The organism is Lentzea albidocapillata subsp. violacea (genome assembly GCF_900100275.1).
GTDB classification, from domain to species: Bacteria; Actinomycetota; Actinomycetes; order Mycobacteriales; family Pseudonocardiaceae; genus Lentzea; species Lentzea violacea.
Map to the genome: position 1 here is coordinate 772,441 of NZ_FNET01000001.1, position 17,681 is coordinate 790,121.

Sequence of the window (17,681 nt, forward strand, 5' to 3'; positions counted from 1 at the left end):
GTCACGAGTGCTGTGCGAGGAAGCGAGCCGTCGCCCGCGGACTCCGGAACACGTGCAGCCGCGCGTGGCCGGCGTGAGCCGCGATCGCGTTCAGCAGGAGCGGCCGGTACCTGCGACGCCACGACCACACCCAGCGCCAGAAGCCGGCGCTCTCGCGGGACCTGAGCAGTGCGCGCCAGGCGCAGCGCGGGAAGGAGTAGTCGAGCAGGACGACGGTGTCCGCCCTGCGCAGCCGGACCTCGAGCACGTCGTGGGGGCCGAGGTCGCCGTCCATGATCCACCGGTCTTCGGCGGCCAGCTCTCCCTGGACGATGGCCCAGAGGTCGTGCGGGGTCGGTTCCAGGTCCGGTCCCCAGAAGTGCTGGTCGAGTTCGACGACGGGCAGCCCGGACGCGGCGCCCAGGGCCGTGGCGAGGGTGGACTTCCCGGCGCCGCCACGGCCGAGGATGACGACGCGTTCCATGACCGCGATCGTGCCAGAGCAACCATGCGCGCAGGACCTAGACGTGCGCGGGTGTGGCGACCGGTTCCACTTTCTGGCGTTCGGCGCGGACCGAGGCGATGCCACCCAGGATCAGCAGGCCGCCGAGCAACTGCAACGGCGAGAGGCCCTCGCCCAGCAGGAGCCAGGCGAACAGCGAGGCGGAGACGACCTCCAGCAGCGCGATGAACGACGCCAGCCGTGAGCCGAGGATCCCCGAGGCGGTGATGCCGCTCGCGTAGGCCAGCGCGGTGCCGATGACCGCGACGACGAGCAGTGGCACCCACCAGGGCGTGGGGGTGCCGAACAGCGGCACGTCGCCGAACGTGGCGGTGAACGGCAGCAGGCCGGTGGCTCCCACCAGGGCCAGCACCGGTACGGCGAGCAGCAGGCCGGCGCCGGCGAGCGCTACCGGCGGCAGGCCGTTGTTGGGGCGTGCGGCGATCACGAAGTACACGGAACACCCGATGGCGGCACCAAAAGCGGCGGCCAGGCCGATGGGGTCCACGGCCTGGATCGCGCCGGGGCCGATCACCAGCACCAGGCCGCCGACCGCGAGGACCGAGCCGACCAGGACGACGGGTGCGGGTGTGCGCCTGCTGACCGCCCAGGTGAAGCCGACGAGGAGGAGCGGGGCGAGGAACTCGATGAGCAGTGCCGTCGCCACCGGAATTCGCTGGATGGCCGCGAAGTAGAGGACCTGGGTGACCGCCACGCCGACCAGGCCCATGCCCAGCACCGGCCAGCGAGCCTGCCGCAGCAACGTCCAGCGGCCGCGCATCAGGACGAGGACGAACGGCAGCAGCACCAGACCGGCGGTGAGCGCGCGGACCGTGACGGCGGCGGCGGGGGACCAGCCGGCCTCCAGCAGCGGTTTGACGAACGCGCCGGAGGTGCCGAACGAGATGAACGAGACCGCCGCCGCGATCAGGCCCGTGGACTTCGACGGAATCCCCATCGTCGCGTGCCTCCCGGTTCCGGACGGTGTCATGGTCTAACGTGGTTCATGACCCTGACGCTAGGCCGGTCTCGGTAAGGAGTCAATTTGCGTTTTGCCCCTGACACCGAGGAGTCGCTCGCGTTCGTCGTGGCGCTGTGCAACACCGACCCGTCGGCGTCGCGTGGTGGCGACGACGAGCTGGCCACCGTCGGCCAGCTGACGGCCCTGCTCGGCCGGTTCCACTACTCGGGGCGCATCGATGGCGACGAGGCGGAACTGCGGGACGTCCACCTGACGCGCGCGCTGCTCAGGCGTGTGTGGTCACTCGGTCGCGATGACGCTGTCGAGGCCGTCAACAAGATGTTGCGCGACGCGAAGGCGCTGCCGCATCTCGTGCGGCACGACGACCTCGACTGGCACATGCACGCCACCGAGCCCACCTCGCCGCTCGCCGAACGCATGCGGGTCGAGGCCGCGCTCGCCCTCATCGACGTGATCCGGATGAACGAGATGGATCGTCTGCGGGTCTGCGCGGCCGACGATTGCGAGGGGTTGCTGCTCGACCTGTCCCGCAACGGGTTGAAGCGGTTCTGCACGGTGCGGTGCGGCAACCGGATGAACATGATCGCGTTCCGCGAACGGCGCGCGGACGGCCGCTGAGACGGGGTCGTCACGTCACCCGCGGCGCATCACGCGCTGGGCGAGGCGCGTGGCGAAGCCGGTGAACGGCGGCTGCGCGAGCCGGAGGGTGTCGAACGCGAGCGGCTTGCGCAGCACGGGCTTGAGGTGGGAGAAGGCGTTCCACGAGTACCGGCCGTGGTAGGCGCCCATCCCGCTGGCGCCGACGCCGCCGAACGGCAGTCCGCTCGCCGCCACGTGGATCAGGCCCGCGTCGTGGACGACCGCGCCGGAGGACGTTCGCTGCTCGAACAGGCGGCGGGTGCGGGCGGACGACGTGAACACGTACAGCGCGAGGGGCTTGTCCCAGGCGTTGACGACGTCGATCGCCTGCTCGGCCGAGTCGGCCGCGACGACGGGCAGCACGGGGCCGAAGATCTCCTCGCGCAGCACCGGATGGGCCGCGTCCGGGCCGACGGACAGGCGGTCGCCGCTCAGGGTCACGACCGTGGGCGCGAGGTACCGCTCCGCCCGGTCGTGGTCGCCGCCGATCACCACGTTCGTGCCGTCCAGCAGGGACACGAGCCGGTCGAACTGCCGCTCGTCCACGATCCGGCCGTAGTCCTCGCTCGCCCTCGGGTCGGCACCCCACAGGTCCGTGATCGCCCGACCGAGCGCCTCCACGAGTGCGGGCACCCGGTCGGGGGTGGTCATCACGTAGTCGGGGGCGACGCACGTCTGGCCCGCGTTGGTGAACTTCGCCCACACCAGCCGCCGCGCCGCCTGGTCGAGGTGGGCGTCGTCGTCGAACCAGACGGGTGACTTGCCGCCCAGTTCCAGCGTCACCGGCGTCAGGTGCTCGGCCGCGGCTCGCATCACGATCCGGCCGACCGTGCCGCTGCCGGTGAAGACGATGTGGTCGAAGCGTTGCGCCAGCAGTTCGGTCGTCTCCGGGACAGCACCCTCGACCACGCGCACGGTGCCGTCCGGGAAGTAGGCGGGCACGAGCCGCGCGATCAGCGCCGACGTCTCCGGCGCCAGCTCGCTCGGCTTGAGAACCGCCGTGTTGCCCGCCGCGAGCACGCCGACCAGCGGGTCGAGGAGCAGCTGCATCGGGTAGTTCCACGGTGCGATCACCAGCACCACGCCGAGCGGCTCGGGCACCAGCCGCGCCCGCGCCGGCCACAGCCCCAGCGGCACCGGGCCGCGCCGGGACCGCGACCACCTCCGCAGGTGGCGCAGCGTGTGGCTGATCTCCGCCAGCACCACGCCGATCTCGGTCAGCTGCGCCTCGCCCGCGCCTTTGTGCAGGTCGCTCCACAGGGCGGCCTCGAACGCGGCCTCGTTCTCGGTGAGCATCGCGCGCACCGCCCGGAGACCGGCGATGCGGGCGGCCAGGGGACGGGTGACGCCGGAGTCGAACACCTCGCGGGCGCCGGAGACGGTCGCGGCGATGTCAGCTGTCGTCGTGGGCATGCGCCCACCGTACCCCAATACGAAACAGATCCTTTTCGTTTCTTTGCCCCGGTATGCTGGACGGGATGACGACGCACGCGGCACAGGGGCGCCCCAAAGACCCGCGGGTGGACGCGGCCCTGATCACCGCGGCGATCGAGGTCCTCACCGAGTCGGGGTGGGCCTCCTTCACCACGACCGCCGTCGCCAAGCGCGCGGGCGCCTCGACCGCGTCCCTCTACCGCCGCTGGCCCTCCAAACAGGCCCTCGCCGGAGCCGTGGCCCGGCACATCGCCCAGGCGGAGCTGACCGGGATCGACACCGGCACCCTCGAGGGCGACGTGCGGGAACTCCTGGCGCGCAAGCGGAAGATCCTCGAAGCCGCCACCGGCCCCGCGTTGCTCTCGCTGATGGGCCAGGCCGCGCACGACCCGGAACTGCGCCGGATCCTGCACGACGACGTCTACCTGGCGGTGCGCGGCGAGCTCGGCGCCCTAATCGACCGGGCCACCGGCCGCGGGGAGCTCGCGAACGCCGTCTGCAGCGCGCAGGTCGACGTGCTGACGCTGGTGCTGATCGGCACCGCCCTGGCCCGGTCGGTCTTCGTCGAGACCGGCGCCCACGACGCCGGCGAGGCCGAGCTCCGCCTTCTGCTCGCGGCGATCAGCCTCGCCTGATCCGCGTTCAGCTACACCGTGTCCGCGACCTTGATCGTGCCGTCGATGATCTGGGCCCTGTAGCCCTCCAGGATGCCCTGCAGCTTCGCGTCGATCTTGCCGCCCGACGTCGCGTAGCCCACGCCGTCCGACTTCAGGTCGAAGACCTTCGGCAGCGACGCGAGGTCGTTCGCCGCGGCGGCGTGGAAGAAGTCGTAGACGGCGACGTCCACGCGCTTGAGGCTGGAGGCCACGATGACGTCGCGGTTGGCCGCGACGGCGGGCTGGTTGTACTGGTCGGCGTCGCAGCCGATCGCCAGCACGCCCGCCTCCTTCACCGCCGCGAACACGCCGATGCCGGACGCGCCCGCCGCCGGGTAGACGACGTCGGCGCCCTTGTCGATCAGGCCCTTCGCGGCCTCCTGGCCCTTGGGCGGGTCCTGGAAACCGGTGAAGTCGCCGGCCGGGGTGATGTACTTCTTGTCGATCTTGACCTTGGGCGCCGCCGTGCGAGCGCCCTGGTTGTAGCCCGCCTCGAACTTCTGGATCAGCGGGATGTCCACGCCGCCGACGAAGCCCACGTGGCACTTCCTGCTCTGGTACGCGGCGACGACGCCCGCGAGGAACGCGCCCTCCTGCTCGGCGAAGACCAGCGGCGTCACGTTCGCGACACCGTCCACAGCAGAGTCGACCAGGCCGAACTTGACGTTCGGGAACTCCGGCGCGACCACCTTGAGCGACTCGGTGTAGGCGAAACCGACGCCGACGATCGGGTTGAAGCCCTCGGACGCGAGCTGGCGCAGGCGGGTCTGCTTGGCCGACTCGTCCTCGTTCGGCGCCGCGGACAGCTCGCGGGTGTTCTCCTTCTGCACACCCATGTCCGCGATGGCCTTGTCGAAGCCGGCGGCGGCCAGGTCGTTGAACGACGCGTCGCCACGGCCACCGATGTCGTAGGCCAGGCCGATCTTCAGCGCGCTGCCGTCGACCTTCTTGTCGTTGGCGGCGCTGGTGCTCGACGTGGCGGGCGCGGTGGGCGGCGCCGAGAACTCGCAGCCGTTGCCCGACGCGGCCGGGGTGGTGCCACCACCGGAGTCCTTCGCACAGGCGCTCACCACCATGAGGCTGGTCAGCGCGATCGCGGCCACGGCGGTGCCACGCATACGACGACGCACGGTTCGTCTCCTCTAACTCGGCTTGGAGAGCCGGACGCTACCTCGCACCTCGGCCAGACCGGTTGAGAGTTCACTTACTGGGATCGAGGAATTTACGGAAGACCAGGAAATCGCACGGACACGCGAGGTGCGGCACCAGGAACGGATAAGCGCTTTCCAGGCTGTCCTTGCGCACGAGCCGATAGCCGACGCGCGTGTACCAGCCGCGGAGGAACTCCTTCACCGGGTGCTCCCACGTCTGCGGGACGAGCAGTTCCAGCTGCATCTCCGCGAAGCCCCGCGCACGCCCCCAGTTCTCGGCGAACGACACGAGGTCCGTGCCGATGCCGGTGCCACGCTCCTCGGGCGCGGCGACCAGCATCCCGAACTCACCCACGCCGTCCTCGATCTCGTGCACGCGCACGGAACCCACGATGCGATCGCCGGACCGCACCACCGCGATCTGCCCGGTGGCGACGAGTTCCGCCACCTCGGCCTCGGTGGTCCGGGACTGGCCTTCGAGCCAGATCCCCTTCTCGGCGTCGCAGTACACGCGGTTGATCAGGGCGGCGATCTCCGCGGCGAGTCCCGTGTCGGAGATCAGGACCGGACTCACCACGGCGACGGCTGGGTGATCTTGGCGAGCTCGTCGGCGTGCTGAAGCACCCCCAGTTCGCGCAACATCCGATCGCGCTGCACCGGGTCATGCGCGACGTGCGAGGCGTGCAGTGCCTTGCGCAGCCGGGCTTTCCGGCGCGGCGTCCAAGGGCTGGCGATGGCGAGCTTCGCGGCACGCAACGCCGCCTTGTCCCGGGTGCGCGCCAGGGCGTCGCGTCCGTCGTCACCCAGGCCCAGCAACGACAACACGCGTTCGCGCAGCTCACGCCCGACGCGTGCCCAGGTGGTCGTGCGCTGGCGGGAAGCGCGGATCTCGATGCCGAGCGCCAGGTGCAACATCACCAGGCCCAGGACCGGTCCGAGCAGGACACGGGCGGTACCGGCGACCGGGCCGGACAGGCTGAAGGCCGCGAACGCGGCGAACGCCGTCAGCGCCCACGCCACGAGGCGAGCGGGACCGGGACGGCCGTTCTGGCGCACGCCACCGCGCATCGCCCAGCCGCACGCCACGAGCGCCGCCTCCATCACGGAGAACAGGACGACCCGTTCCACGACGTCGGTGATGCCCAGGCGCTGCTCGAAGAACCGCCACGAGGTGTCGACGCTGACGCCGATGCTCATCAGCGCGACGGCGTAGAAACCCTTGGCGCCGGCGGGCTTCGCGGGCTCGGCGGCCGGTTCCGGAGAGGGGGTCTCCGCTCTGTCGAGCTCAGCAATAAGTTCCGGCGTGAGCAGCACATTGCCGTTCGTGTCGCTCATGCGGTTACTGGCGCGCCACTCGTTCACGATCGTCCTGGTGTGGGAACTGCTGGGCACCGGCTGGCCGTGCTTGTGCAGCCAGCGGCGAACGTCCTCGACTGTGCAGTCGCGCGGAAGGCAGTGGTCCAACACGTATCGGATCTTGGCCGACTGCGTCCTCAGCCGGCCTAACGCGGCGCTGTGGTCAGTCAGGGTGCCGACCTCGTCCGTGGTCACTCGTGCTCTCCGTACTCATGTGGGGTGGCTTGCAAGGGGCGCGCGGACGCGCCGGACCCTACCCGGCTACCGGGCGTGAACATCATCAGGTTTACGACGTTGACACTGTCACGGTTGCAGTGTCAGTATCAAAGGGTGTGGACGCTCGACGAGTTGCTGGACCGCGTCTCCGCCGCACTGACGGCGGAGTACTCGGGCGCGCCCAACGGCCGCGTCCGGGACGTGCCCGACAAGCGGGCCGTCCGCTGGTACGCGACGACGGGGCTGGTCGACAGACCGTCCGCGATGCGCGGCCGCACGGCGTTGTACGAGAAGCGCCACCTGCTCCAGCTGGTGGCGGTGAAGAGACTGCAGTCGCAGGGGAGGGCGCTGGCCGACATCCAAGCCGAGCTCGCGGGCGCCACCGACACGACGCTGGCGGCCATCGCCCGCGTGCCGGAAGACCTGCTCGCCACGGCTGAAGCACCATCGCCGCAGGCCGTTCGCCCGAGGTTCTGGGCCGAACCCGCGGCCGCGCCACCCGCACCTGCCGCGCCACCCGAACCTGCCGCGCCACCCGCACCCGCCGCGCCACCCGCACCGGCCGAGGCGTCCGCGCTGAACGGCGTCGCGCTCGGGGGAGGTGCCGTCGTCCTGGTGCCGGGGACGCCGACCGCCGCCGACCGCGCGGACATCGCCGCCGCCGCCCGGCCACTGCTCGACCTGCTCGCCGCCCGCGGCCTGCTCAACGAAAGGGAACCGTCATGACCTTGTCCGTCGCCCCGATGAAGGCCGCCGAAGCCGACCGCATCGGCCGGACGACCGAGGACGCGGGTCTGGGCGCGTTGCGCACCGAACGCGGCAACCTGGCGTTGGAGCGCCTCGGCGTGCGGGCCTCCATCACCGGTCTCGTGGGCCGCGTGGTCCTGACGACCGGGTTCGTGAACACCCATGACACCGCTCTCGAAGCGACCTACGTGTTCCCGCTGCCCGACCGCGCCGCCGTCACCGGCATGAAGATGACCGCCGGCGACCGCACGGTGGAAGCCGATCTGCAGGAACGCGCCCAGGCCCGCCAGACGTACGACGACGCGATCGCGGCGGGCAAGAGAGCGTCCATCGTGGAGGAGGAGCGGCCGGACGTCTTCACCATGCGCGTGGGCAACATCCCGGCCGGCGAACGGGTGACCGTCGAGCTGACCCTGGTGGGGCCGCTGGTGTTCGAGGACGGCGCGGCCACGTTTCGGTTCCCGCTCGTCGTGGCGCCTCGCTACGTGCCGGGTTCGCCGCTGCCCGGACCGTCCGTCGGCGACGGGCACGCCCAGGACACGGACCTCGTGCCGGACGCGTCGCGGATCACGCCGCCGGTGCTGCTGCCGGGCTTCCCGAACCCCGTGCGGCTCGGCATCGACGTGGAGATCGACCCCGCCGGACTGGACCTCGGCGAGGTGCGGTCGAGCCTGCACACCGTGGTCACCGAGGGGAACACCGTGTCGGTCTCGCCGGGCGAGCGGGTCGACCGCGACTTCGTGCTTCGCCTGGCGTACCAGGGGAACAGCTCGGCGGTCGTGTGCGTGCCCGACGAGGACGACAGCGGTGAGGGCACCTACCAGCTGACGGTGCTGCCGCCCGAGCCCGAGGCCCCAGTCCGCCCGCGTGACGTCGTGCTGCTGCTCGACCGGTCCGGCAGCATGGCGGGCTGGAAGATGGTCGCGGCCCGGCGTGCGGCGGCCCGCATCGTCGACACGCTGACCGCGGCCGACACGTTCTCCGTGATCACCTTCGACCACCAGGTGGAACGGCCCGACACGCTCGGCCCGGGGCTGGTCACGGCGACCGACCGCCACCGCTTCCGCGCCGTCGAACACCTGGCCGCCATGCAGGCACGCGGCGGCACCGAGATGTACGAGCCGCTGCGGCAGGGTCTGACCCTGCTCGCCGACGCGGGCTCGGAGCGTGCCCCGGTCCTCGTGCTGGTGACGGACGGTCAGGTCGGCAACGAGGACCAGATGCTGCGCGACATCACACCGATGATCAACCGGACGAGGATCCACGCCGTCGGCATCGACACCGCCGTCAACGCGGGCTTCCTCGGCAGGCTGGCCGCCGCCGGGGCGGGCCGGTGCGAACTCGTCGAGAGCGAGGACCGGCTGGACGACGCGATGTCGCACATCCAGCGGCGGATCGGCGCGCCGGTCGTCACCGACGTCGTGGTGTCGCCCGGATCGGACCTGCCCCGGTTGCCCACCGCGATCTATCCGGGTGTGCCGCTGGTCGCCTTCGGCCGCTACCGCGGCGCCGCACCGGACTCCTACACCGTGCGCGGCCGGACCCGGGACGGCGCCGACTGGCAGGAAACCGTGGCCGTACAGCAGCACACCTCGCCGGCCGTCCGGTCGCAGTGGGCCCGAGCCGCGCTGCGTGATCTGGAGGACCGGTACGCGGCCGGCGACCGGACGCTGGAGTCGTCGGTCGTGGAGACTTCACTGCGGTTCGGCGTGCTGTGCCGCTTCACCGCGTTCGTGGCGGTGGACGAGCGGGTCGTGTCCGACGGGACGGTGCACCGGGTGGTGCAGCCGGTCGAACAGCCCGCGGGCTGGGAGATGCGGGCTCCGGGCGGCCCGATGCCGCTGTTCGCCGGTGGCGCGCCCGCGTTCGCCGCCGCCCCGGCGCCGTTCGCCGCCGCGCCCGCCGCCTTCGACGGGCCTCCTCCCTCCGCGCCGCGGGCCATGCGCGCTCGTTCGGCGGCGCCGCTGTCCCTGCCCGGATCGATGCCGGTACCTCCGGCCGCCGACCCGGCGGACCTGCGGGAGGTCGTGACGCTGGAGATCCACCGCCTGGAGAAGGACGCCTCTCTGCCGTCGTGGGAACGCCGTGACCTGCTCGCCGACCTGGCCAGCCGGCTCGGCATCCTCATCGCCGGCCGCACCGGCCCGGCCTACGGGCCGATGCGCGGCCTGCTCGCGGAGATCACGGCCGGTGGTGACGTCGACCGGTTGTGGGCGCGGACGCTGGAGGTGCTGCGGGAGTTCGTCGCGGACGGGACGCCCGCCGAGCCGGAGCGGCGCAGGAGGTTCTGGCGCTGACGATTGCCCGTGAGCGCGTTCGGGGGCTCCTCGGTGTACCTCGATTCGGTGAATGGGCGTGACGAACCGGGAACCTCCGTGGTCCTGACCGTCGCCCCGTACGAATCGCCCGAGGAGTCCTCGTTGTCCAGCCCCAGCCACCGAGTCGTCCAGCTGCGCACACCCATGACCGAGGACCAGCGGCTGTCGCTCGTGGAGCAGACCGCCCTGTGTCACCCGGCGGTGCACAGCGTCGAGCTGTCGTCGGATGCCGAGATCCACGTGGAGGTCGTGGTGTGGCGCGGAAGTTCGCCGCAGCGGACTGTGCACGACATCGCCGCGGCACTCGACGCCGTGCTGCCAGGCGTGCCGGTGTGCGTGTCGGTGTCGGCCGTCGCCTACCGGAGGCGCGCGACGACGCTGCTCGCGGTTTACAAATAGCGCCCTCTTGTCAAACTGACTTTACGTGCCCTACCGTTCTGTCAACCTCCTGAGGAGCGTGGCATGAGCGACAAGAAGGCAACGGTGCCCGTCGGCTCAACCGAGCAGTGGACGGACGGCAAGCGGTACCTGTGGCTGCTGGGACTGGTCGTGCCGTCCCTGGCGTTCCTGGCGATCGGGATGCACGCGGCGACGGGCTGGGGCGTGTGGTTCTGGATCGGCCCGATCGTGGTGCTGGGCATCGTGCCGGCGATCGACCTCTTCGCCGGGCTCGACCGCAGCAACCCGCCGGACGACGTGATCGAGCGGCTGGAGAACGATCGCTACTACCGCTGGGTCACGTACCTGTTCCTGCCGATCCAGTACGCCGGGTTCGTGGTGGCGTTCTGGCTGATCGCGCGCGGTGACCTGGCCGTGGTGGACAAGATCGGGCTCGCGGTGTCGATCGGCTGCATCGGCGGCATCGGCATCAACACCGCGCACGAACTGGGCCACAAGAAGGAGAGCCACGAGCGCTGGCTGTCCAAGATCGCGCTGGCGCAGAGCTTCTACGGCCACTTCTACATCGAGCACAACCGCGGTCACCACGTGCGGGTCGCGACGCCGGAGGACCCGGCGAGCAGCAGGGTGGGGGAGAGCTTCTACCGGTTCTGGCCGCGCACCGTCTTCGGTTCGATCGGCTCGGCGTGGCGGCTCGAACGCAAGCGCTACGCGCGCCGCGGCCGGCATCCGTACCGCCTGGGCAACGACGTGCTCAACGCGTGGCTGATGTCTGCGGTGCTGTGGGCGGCGATGCTCGGGTGGCTCGGCGTCGGAATCCTGCCGTACCTGCTGATCCAGGCGGTGATCGGCTTTTCGCTCCTGGAGGTCGTGAACTACATGGAGCACTACGGGATGTTGCGGCAGATGGTCGGGGCGCCGGGCCGCAGGCGGTACGAGCGAGTCGACCCCAGCCACAGCTGGAACTCCAACAACATCGCGACGAACGTCCTGCTCTACCACCTGCAGCGGCACAGCGACCACCACGCCAACCCGACCCGGCGCTACCAGACGCTGCGCGACTTCGCCGAGTCGCCGGTGCTGCCGACCGGCTACGCGGGCATGATCCTGCTGGCCCTGGTGCCACCGCTGTGGCGGCGGGTGATGGACCCGCGGGTGCGGGGCCACTTCGGCGGGGACATCGGCCGCGCCAACATCCAGCCCGGCAAACGCGCGAAGGTGCTCGCCCGCTACGGCGGCACCGAGGCGGGCTCGGACGTCGTCGCGGACAGCCGTGGTGACGCGACGGCGGGCGGCATGTGCCCCGGTTGCGGCTACGTCTACGACGAGAAGACGGGCGACCCGCGCGAAGGCTTCCCCGCCGGAACGCCCTGGGCGGACATCCCGGACACCTGGTGCTGCCCGGACTGCGGGGTGCGCGAGAAGATCGACTTCGTCGCACCGGGAAGGGTCACGGCCTAGGATCGTGACCATGGGCGGGACTTCTCCAGCGGCGGCCTCGGGCCGCCGGCAGCCGATCATCGAGGCGGCGATCGAGATGACGGCCCGCGACGGCTGGGCCGCGGTCACCATGACGCGGCTCGCCGAGCAGGTCGGCGTCAGCCGCCAGACCGTCTACAACGAGATCGGCTCGAAGAACTCCCTCGCCGACGCCATGCTCGCGCACGAGCTCGACCGGTTCCTGACGGCGATCAGCGCCGCCTTCGACCGCCACGCCGACAACCTGGTCGAGGCCGTCCACGACGCCGTCCGCGACGTCCTCGAACTCGCCCGCGGCAACCTCCTGGTCCGCGCCATCGCCTCCGCGACGCACGGCGCCGACACCGAACTGGTGCCGCTGCTGACCACCCAGGCCGAAACCCTGCTCACCGACGTCAAGGCGATGCTCGCGGCACGGGTCGAGGCATACCGGCCCGGCTTGACGGGCGAGCAGATCGAGGTGCTGGTCGACCTCATGACGAGGACGGTGCTCAGCCACGTCGTCCAGCCGACGGGCACCCCGGCCGGCACCGCCGACGGGCTCGCGTGGCTGGCGTCACGTGTGCTGGAGGAGCCCGCGAGGAAACCGCTCCGCTTCGGCTGACGAACACCGGAGGTGAACGGACTGACCAGCGTGCTCGACACCGTGGCCGACCGGCTCGTGATCCCCGGCTACTCGAAGTGGGGTTACCGGCTCCGCAGGAAGAGCTGGTCCGGCCTGGAACCGGACGCGCTGCACGGCGCCAGCGCCGTCGTGACCGGAGCCGGTTCGGGCATCGGCAAGGCGACGGCACTGGGCGTGGCCCGCCTCGGCGCGGACGTGGTGCTGGCGGTGCGCGACGAACGCAAGGGCGAGGCGGCCCGGGCCGAGATCGTCGCCGCGGTCCCCGGCGCCACCGTCCTGGTCCGGCACTGTGACGTGTCGAGCCTGGAGTCCGTGCGCCGGTTCGCCGCGGAGATCGACCGCCTGGACGTCCTGGTGCACAACGCCGGAGTCCTGCCGCAGGAGCGCACGGTCACCACGGACGGACACGAGCTGACGTTCGCCACGCACGTGCTGGGCCCACTGCTGATGACCGACCTGCTGCGCTCACGGCTCGCGGCCTCCGCGGACCCACGGGTCGTGCTCGTCTCCTCCGGTGGCATGTACACCCAGCGTCTCCGCGCCGACGACCCCGAGTACCGAGAGGGCACGTACCAGGGAGCGGCCGCCTACGCGCGCACGAAACGCATGCAGGTCACGCTCGTCCCACTGCTGACTGAGCGCTACGCGGCAGAGGGCATCGCCGTGCACGGCATGCACCCCGGCTGGGCGGACACACCGGGTGTCGCCGGCTCGCTGCCGGGGTTCCACCGGCTGGCCAGCGCGTTCCTGCGCACGGCCGAGGAAGGCGCGGACACGGTCGTCTGGCTCGCCGCGTCGAGCCCCGCTCCCCGCGCCGGACGCTTCTGGCACGACCGTCGTGCACGTCCGACGCACCTGCTGCCGGGCACCGGGGACAGGCCGGCGGACGTGGCGGCCTTCTGGCAGTACTGCGCCGGCGCGGCCGGCCTCAGCTGACGAACTTCTGGTACTGCTCGCGGTCCAGGTCGTACACCTCGAGCGTCACCTGGGTCGGCAGCCCTTCCACCGGCTTGAGGTGATCGCGCGCGATCCCGAGGGCCATCTGGCCGACCTCCTGCTTGAGCTCGACCGACCGGCCCGTCAGCAGCCCCACCCTGATGTGGATCATCGCCGTGGGCGAGCCGTCGCCGATCACGGACTCCTCGATCACGCGGAACCGCGTCTTGAACGACGCCACCTCCGCGCTGACCAGCGGCCCCACGGTGCGGTGCAGCGCGAGGGCGAACGCGCGGCGGTCGAAGGCCTCGCTCAGCTCGGCGGAGTGCTCGACGGTGATCTGTGGCATGGGCCCATGCTACCGGCGCGGTGATCACTTCCCGTGCGGGTCCTGGGCGTTGAGCGCTGCGACCACCTGGTCGTAGTCGCCGCGCGCCTCGCCGTAGCGCAGGAACTTCACGCGCTCGACCTGGATCTCGCGGGCGTCGGGCCGGGTCTCGATGATGCTCATGACCTCGGCGATGTACTCGTCGAGCGGCATGGCGTGCTCGTTGTCCGCGTGGCCTGGCATGAGGTCGGTCTGCACCGACGGCGGCTCCAGTTCCACGACCTGCACCGACGTGTCGGCGAGCTGCAGCCGCAGGGTCTCGCTGAGCATGTGGATGGCGGCCTTGGACGCGTTGTAGCTCGGCGTGACCTTCAGCGGTGCGAAGGCGAGTCCGGACGAGACGGTCATGATCGTGGCGTCCGGCAGCGTCTGGAAATGCTCGACGAACGCGGCGATCAGGCGGATCGGGCCGAGGACGTTGGTCGTGACGGTGTCCTCGGCGGACTCCAGGAACGACTCGGGGCGGTGCCAGTCCTCGACGCGCATGACGCCCGCCATGGTGATCAGCACGTTGACCGACGGGAAGCGGGCGAGGACGTCCTTGGCCGCGGCCTGGACGCTCGCGGCGTCGGCGGTGTCGATCCGGACGGTCTCGACACCGGGGTACTCGGCGGCGATCCGGTCGAGCAGTTCGGTGCGCCGGCCGCCCACGACCACGGTGTTGCCGCGCTCCCGCAGGGCGAGGGCGAGCGCCAGGCCGATGCCGCTGGTGGCTCCGGGGATGAAGACGGTGTTTCCGGTGATGTCCATGGCACTGAGCCTCTGCCGGTTTCCGCCGCTGCGGCAGAGAGCCCTTATCGGGGGATCGGCGATCCCTGGTTCACGACGCGCCGGCCCGGATACTGGGGTTCATGGATCGAGTGGAACTCGCGGGATTCCTCAGGCGCCGCCGGGAGCAGCTCAGGCCGGAGGACGTCGGCCTGCCGGCGGGCGCGCGCAGGCGGGCGCCGGGGCTGCGGCGCGAGGAGGTCGCGGCGCTGGCCGCCATGTCCACGGACTACTACACGCGCCTGGAGCAGCAACGCGGCCCTCAGCCGAGTGAGCAGATGCTGGCCGCGCTCGCCCGCGCGCTGAGGCTGACCGACGCCGAACGCGACTACCTGTTCCGCGTCGCCGGCCGCAACGCCCCGTCGCCCCGGGTCACCGCCACCCACGTGGCGCCGGCCCTGCAACGGGTGCTCGACCGGCTCGACGACACCCCCGCGCTGATCCTGTCGAACCTCGGCGAGGTCCTGGTGCAGAACCGGTTCGCCGAGGCGCTGTACGGCGACTCATCGCACTTCACCGGGCATGCCCGCAGCGGGATCTACCGCTGGTTCACCGACCCCGACGAGCGCCTGATCTACCCCGCGCAGGACCGCGACCGGCAGGGCCGCGCCCAGGTGGCGAACCTGCGCGCCGCCTACGCCTCGATGGGCCCACGCTCACGGGCCGGTGAGCTGGTTCGCGCGCTGCAGAAGGAAAGCGCGGAGTTCGCCGAGTTGTGGGAACGGCACGAGGTCGGGAAGCGGTTCGAGGACCACAAGGTGCTGGTCCACCCCCAGCTCGGCGAGATCGAGGTGGACTGCCAGGCGTTGTTCACCGAGGACCAGTCGCAGGCGCTGCTGGTGCTGACCGCGCCGCCGCGCACCGAGGCGTTCGACAAGCTGCAGCTGCTCGGCGTGCTGGGCACGGAGAAGTTCGTCAGCTGAGGATCAGGATCGTCTCCTCGATCTCGGACTTCCTGGCCGCCGCATAGCCGATGTCGGTACCGACCGGCTTGAACCCCGCCCTCGTGAGCACGCGCATCGACGCCGCGTTGTCACTGGCCACGCGGGCGTGCAGCGGCCGGACCGTCACCTGTCCCAGCAGCAACGCCACCGCCCGTCCGGCGACGCCCTGGCCCCAGACCGCGCGGTCGACCCAGTAGGTGATCTCGGTGTCGCCCTCCATCACGAAGCTGGCGATGCTGCCCACGACCACGCCGTCGCCGAGGATGACCTGGTTCAGGGTTTCGGGGTTGCCCCGGATCTTGCGCCAGTGCGCGTCGAACGCCTCCCGGTCGTCGGGGTCCTCCGCGGTGAACGCGGCCATCCGCACCGCTTCGGGATCACGCATGAACTCGAACAATATGTCCAAGTCCGCGTCCTCGACGCCTCTCAGGGCCACTTCACTGATCATCGAGCGAGCCTAGTCGTGAGCCACGACGAAGACAGCGAATATCGGAGGTCCGTGTGACCCCGGTCACCTTCCGGCCCGGTTTCTGTGACCTGAGGTGAGACTCGCCGGTCTCCCATGGCGTACAGGACGGTCGGCGAAGGGTGCGGAAGTGACGGGTCGGGAGTGGCTGGGGCGGGTGGACGCGGAGCAGGTGCAGGCCGCGCGGGCCGGTGATCGGACGGCGCTCGACGCCGTGGTCGCGGGTTGCCTGCCGCTGGTCTACAACGTCGCCGGTCGGGCGCTGCACGCCGATTCCGACGTCGACGACGTGGTGCAGGAGACGATGGTCCGCGTGATCCGCGGCATCGACGCGCTGCGCGAGCCGGACCGGTTCCGGTCGTGGCTGGTCGCCGTCACCATCAACCAGGTCCGCGAGCACTACCGCCGCCGCGACCTGGCCCCGGCCCCGCTGGAGGAGTACGACCGGGCCGATCCGGGCGCCGAGTTCGTCGAGGTCGCGTTGTCCCGGCTGCACTTCGCCCAGCAGCGCCGCGAGGTCGACGAGGCCGCGCGCTGGCTGGATCCCGGCGACCGCGAACTGCTGGCGCTGTGGACGCTCGAACGCGTCGGGCAGCTGACCAGGGCCGAGGTCACCGACGCGCTCGACCTCGGCGCGCACGCGGTGACGGTGCGCGTGAGCAGGCTGAAGGGCCGCCTGGAGACGATCAGGCACCTCGTCCGCGCGTTGTCGATGGAGCCGCGGTGCGCCGGGCTCGACCGGGCCGCGCAGGGCTGGAACGGCGAGCCGAACCCGTTGTGGCGCAAGCGACTCCTGCGGCACGTCGACGACTGCGGCCGCTGCCGGCGCGGCGTGGACGACGCGATGCCCGTCGAGCGCATCCTGACCGGCGCCGCGCTGCTCGTGGTCCCGGCCGCCTACCTGCCCCGGCTGCTCGCGACCCTCACGGACGTCACGCCGGACCCCGTCGCGCTCGAGTCCGACCTCGGCGCGGTGTCCACGCACCTCGCCGAGCCGGCCGGTGTGTTCGGCATGCTCGCGGGCAAGCCCGTCCTCGCCGTGGCGGGCGCCGTGGCCGTGTGCGCGCTCGTCGGCGTCGTCGGCACGATGGTGCTGCTGCCCTCCGATCCACCCGCGGCCGTGGCCGGGCCGAACACCACCCAGGGACTGGCGCTCAGCACGTCCTCGTCGCAGCCGGCGGAGACCACGTCCGCGACGTCCACCACGACCACGACCACCACGACGACGACCACAACAGCGGCGCCCGAGCCGGCCCGCGCCGCCACGCCGGAGGAACGCGTCCTGGCGCTGATCAACCAGACCAGGGCGAAGGCCGGCCTGGCCCCGCTGACGGTCGACCCGGCGCTGGTCACCGCGGCCGACCGGCACACCAGGGCCATGATGAGCAACGGCTGCGGCCTGTCGCACCAGTGCCCCGGCGAGAGCGGCCTCGGCGAGCGCAGCACGGCGGCGGGCGTGAAGTGGAGCTCGGTCGCGGAGAACGTCGGCATGGGCGGCCCGGTCAAGGACAACATCGAGGCGATCTCCAAGATGGCGCTCGGCCTGACCCAGAGCATGATCGACGAGAAGCCGCCGAACGACGGCCACCGCAAGAACATCCTGAGCAAGTCGTCCACCCGCATCGGCATCGTCGTGATCCGCGACGCCAAGGGAACCGTGTGGATGACGCACGACTTCGCCGGAAGTTGAGCTGAG

General features: G+C 71.2%; 19 protein-coding genes. 10 read left to right on the forward strand and 9 right to left on the reverse strand.

Annotated features, from left to right (window positions below):
• Position 1: 1 nt before the first annotated feature.
• Both BLR21_RS03280 and BLR21_RS03285 read right to left on the reverse strand, forming a co-directional pair.
• Entirely contained in the window at positions 2-463 is a 462-nt protein-coding gene (locus BLR21_RS03280; protein ID WP_090004097.1) for a P-loop NTPase family protein, read from the reverse strand.
• Positions 464-500: 37 nt separating this feature from the next.
• Positions 501-1,439, reverse strand: a complete 939-nt coding sequence (locus tag BLR21_RS03285) for an EamA family transporter (RefSeq protein ID WP_090004098.1) — start codon at positions 1,437-1,439, stop codon at positions 501-503.
• 87 nt (positions 1,440-1,526) lie between these two features.
• Between BLR21_RS03285 and BLR21_RS03290 the strand changes: the two genes are divergently transcribed.
• Entirely contained in the window at positions 1,527-2,081 is a 555-nt protein-coding gene (locus BLR21_RS03290) for a CGNR zinc finger domain-containing protein (RefSeq protein WP_090004099.1), read from the forward strand.
• Between the two features lie 15 nt (positions 2,082-2,096).
• Here the strand turns inward: BLR21_RS03290 and BLR21_RS03295 are convergent, their stop codons facing one another.
• Positions 2,097-3,515: an aldehyde dehydrogenase family protein gene (locus BLR21_RS03295; RefSeq protein ID WP_090004100.1), complete on the reverse strand. Its 1,419-nt coding sequence runs from the start codon at positions 3,513-3,515 to the stop codon at positions 2,097-2,099.
• A gap of 65 nt (positions 3,516-3,580) precedes the next feature.
• Between BLR21_RS03295 and BLR21_RS03300 the strand changes: the two genes are divergently transcribed.
• Positions 3,581-4,171: a TetR/AcrR family transcriptional regulator gene (locus BLR21_RS03300; protein ID WP_176929429.1), complete on the forward strand. Its 591-nt coding sequence runs from the start codon at positions 3,581-3,583 to the stop codon at positions 4,169-4,171.
• An 11-nt stretch (positions 4,172-4,182) separates the two neighbouring features.
• Here BLR21_RS03300 and BLR21_RS03305 read toward each other — a convergent pair whose 3' ends face one another.
• The 3 genes from BLR21_RS03305 to BLR21_RS03315 all read right to left on the reverse strand — a co-directional run bounded on the left by BLR21_RS03305 (position 4,183) and on the right by BLR21_RS03315 (position 6,894).
• Positions 4,183-5,310: a BMP family lipoprotein gene (locus BLR21_RS03305; RefSeq protein ID WP_090004102.1), complete on the reverse strand. Its 1,128-nt coding sequence runs from the start codon at positions 5,308-5,310 to the stop codon at positions 4,183-4,185.
• An 82-nt stretch (positions 5,311-5,392) separates the two neighbouring features.
• Positions 5,393-5,917, reverse strand: coding sequence for a GNAT family N-acetyltransferase (locus BLR21_RS03310; RefSeq protein WP_256334422.1), 525 nt, complete (start codon positions 5,915-5,917; stop codon positions 5,393-5,395).
• Positions 5,914-6,894 (reverse strand): hypothetical protein, encoded by a 981-nt coding sequence (locus BLR21_RS03315; protein WP_090004103.1) that lies wholly within the window; start codon positions 6,892-6,894, stop codon positions 5,914-5,916. The genes BLR21_RS03310 and BLR21_RS03315 overlap by 4 nt, the downstream gene beginning before the upstream one ends.
• A gap of 135 nt (positions 6,895-7,029) precedes the next feature.
• On the opposite strand from BLR21_RS03315, the gene BLR21_RS03320 reads away from it, so the two are divergent.
• From BLR21_RS03320 to BLR21_RS03345, 6 genes are all read left to right on the forward strand, one after another.
• Positions 7,030-7,641: a MerR family transcriptional regulator gene (locus tag BLR21_RS03320; RefSeq protein ID WP_090004104.1), complete on the forward strand. Its 612-nt coding sequence runs from the start codon at positions 7,030-7,032 to the stop codon at positions 7,639-7,641.
• The gene (locus BLR21_RS03325; RefSeq protein WP_090004105.1) at positions 7,638-9,959 is read left to right on the forward strand and encodes a VIT domain-containing protein; all 2,322 of its coding nucleotides are present in this window, start codon (positions 7,638-7,640) and stop codon (positions 9,957-9,959) included. Before BLR21_RS03320 ends, BLR21_RS03325 begins: the two co-directional genes overlap by 4 nt.
• A gap of 9 nt (positions 9,960-9,968) precedes the next feature.
• Positions 9,969-10,379, forward strand: coding sequence for a hypothetical protein (locus tag BLR21_RS03330; protein WP_090004106.1), 411 nt, complete (start codon positions 9,969-9,971; stop codon positions 10,377-10,379).
• 63 nt (positions 10,380-10,442) lie between these two features.
• Positions 10,443-11,840 (forward strand): fatty acid desaturase, encoded by a 1,398-nt coding sequence (locus tag BLR21_RS44360; protein ID WP_090004107.1) that lies wholly within the window; start codon positions 10,443-10,445, stop codon positions 11,838-11,840.
• 10 nt (positions 11,841-11,850) lie between these two features.
• On the forward strand, positions 11,851-12,462 hold the full coding sequence (locus BLR21_RS03340; protein WP_090004108.1) for a TetR/AcrR family transcriptional regulator: 612 nt from the start codon (positions 11,851-11,853) through the stop codon (positions 12,460-12,462).
• Positions 12,463-12,474: 12 nt separating this feature from the next.
• Positions 12,475-13,419, forward strand: coding sequence for an SDR family NAD(P)-dependent oxidoreductase (locus BLR21_RS03345; protein ID WP_090004109.1), 945 nt, complete (start codon positions 12,475-12,477; stop codon positions 13,417-13,419).
• Here the strand turns inward: BLR21_RS03345 and BLR21_RS03350 are convergent.
• A complete protein-coding gene (locus tag BLR21_RS03350) occupies positions 13,412-13,768 on the reverse strand; it encodes a 5-carboxymethyl-2-hydroxymuconate Delta-isomerase (RefSeq protein WP_090004110.1) in 357 nt (118 codons plus the stop codon). The two genes, BLR21_RS03345 and BLR21_RS03350, sit on opposite strands and share 8 nt — an antisense overlap.
• Before the next feature lie 24 nt (positions 13,769-13,792).
• A complete protein-coding gene (locus BLR21_RS03355) occupies positions 13,793-14,557 on the reverse strand; it encodes an SDR family oxidoreductase (protein ID WP_090004111.1) in 765 nt (254 codons plus the stop codon).
• Between the two features lie 101 nt (positions 14,558-14,658).
• Between BLR21_RS03355 and BLR21_RS03360 the strand changes: the two genes are divergently transcribed.
• Positions 14,659-15,498, forward strand: a complete 840-nt coding sequence (locus BLR21_RS03360; protein ID WP_090004112.1) for a helix-turn-helix transcriptional regulator — start codon at positions 14,659-14,661, stop codon at positions 15,496-15,498.
• On the opposite strand, the gene BLR21_RS03365 is transcribed toward BLR21_RS03360, so the two are convergent.
• Positions 15,491-15,967 carry a GNAT family N-acetyltransferase gene (locus BLR21_RS03365; protein ID WP_256334423.1) on the reverse strand — a complete coding sequence of 159 codons (477 nt, stop codon included), beginning with the start codon at positions 15,965-15,967 and terminating at the stop codon, positions 15,491-15,493. The two genes, BLR21_RS03360 and BLR21_RS03365, sit on opposite strands and share 8 nt — an antisense overlap.
• Before the next feature lie 148 nt (positions 15,968-16,115).
• Between BLR21_RS03365 and BLR21_RS03370 the strand changes: the two genes are divergently transcribed.
• Entirely contained in the window at positions 16,116-17,675 is a 1,560-nt protein-coding gene (locus BLR21_RS03370; RefSeq protein WP_176929430.1) for a sigma-70 family RNA polymerase sigma factor, read from the forward strand.
• Positions 17,676-17,681 lie beyond the last annotated feature (6 nt).

What these genes read in the sequence shown, in the direction of transcription:
- BLR21_RS03355 (WP_090004111.1), bottom strand. Translation starts at nt 14,557, where the DNA reads ATGGACATCACCGGAAACACCGTCTTCATCCCCGGAGCCACCAGCGGC.
- BLR21_RS03365 (WP_256334423.1), bottom strand. Translation starts at nt 15,967, where the DNA reads ATGATCAGTGAAGTGGCCCTGAGAGGCGTCGAGGACGCGGACTTGGAC.
- BLR21_RS03295 (WP_090004100.1), bottom strand. Translation starts at nt 3,515, where the DNA reads ATGCCCACGACGACAGCTGACATCGCCGCGACCGTCTCCGGCGCCCGC.
- BLR21_RS03340 (WP_090004108.1), top strand. Translation starts at nt 11,851, where the DNA reads ATGGGCGGGACTTCTCCAGCGGCGGCCTCGGGCCGCCGGCAGCCGATC.
- BLR21_RS44360 (WP_090004107.1), top strand. Translation starts at nt 10,443, where the DNA reads ATGAGCGACAAGAAGGCAACGGTGCCCGTCGGCTCAACCGAGCAGTGG.
- BLR21_RS03360 (WP_090004112.1), top strand. Translation starts at nt 14,659, where the DNA reads ATGGATCGAGTGGAACTCGCGGGATTCCTCAGGCGCCGCCGGGAGCAG.
- BLR21_RS03350 (WP_090004110.1), bottom strand. Translation starts at nt 13,768, where the DNA reads ATGCCACAGATCACCGTCGAGCACTCCGCCGAGCTGAGCGAGGCCTTC.
- BLR21_RS03305 (WP_090004102.1), bottom strand. Translation starts at nt 5,310, where the DNA reads ATGCGTGGCACCGCCGTGGCCGCGATCGCGCTGACCAGCCTCATGGTG.
- BLR21_RS03280 (WP_090004097.1), bottom strand. Translation starts at nt 463, where the DNA reads ATGGAACGCGTCGTCATCCTCGGCCGTGGCGGCGCCGGGAAGTCCACC.
- BLR21_RS03285 (WP_090004098.1), bottom strand. Translation starts at nt 1,439, where the DNA reads ATGGGGATTCCGTCGAAGTCCACGGGCCTGATCGCGGCGGCGGTCTCG.
- BLR21_RS03325 (WP_090004105.1), top strand. Translation starts at nt 7,638, where the DNA reads ATGACCTTGTCCGTCGCCCCGATGAAGGCCGCCGAAGCCGACCGCATC.
- BLR21_RS03300 (WP_176929429.1), top strand. Translation starts at nt 3,581, where the DNA reads ATGACGACGCACGCGGCACAGGGGCGCCCCAAAGACCCGCGGGTGGAC.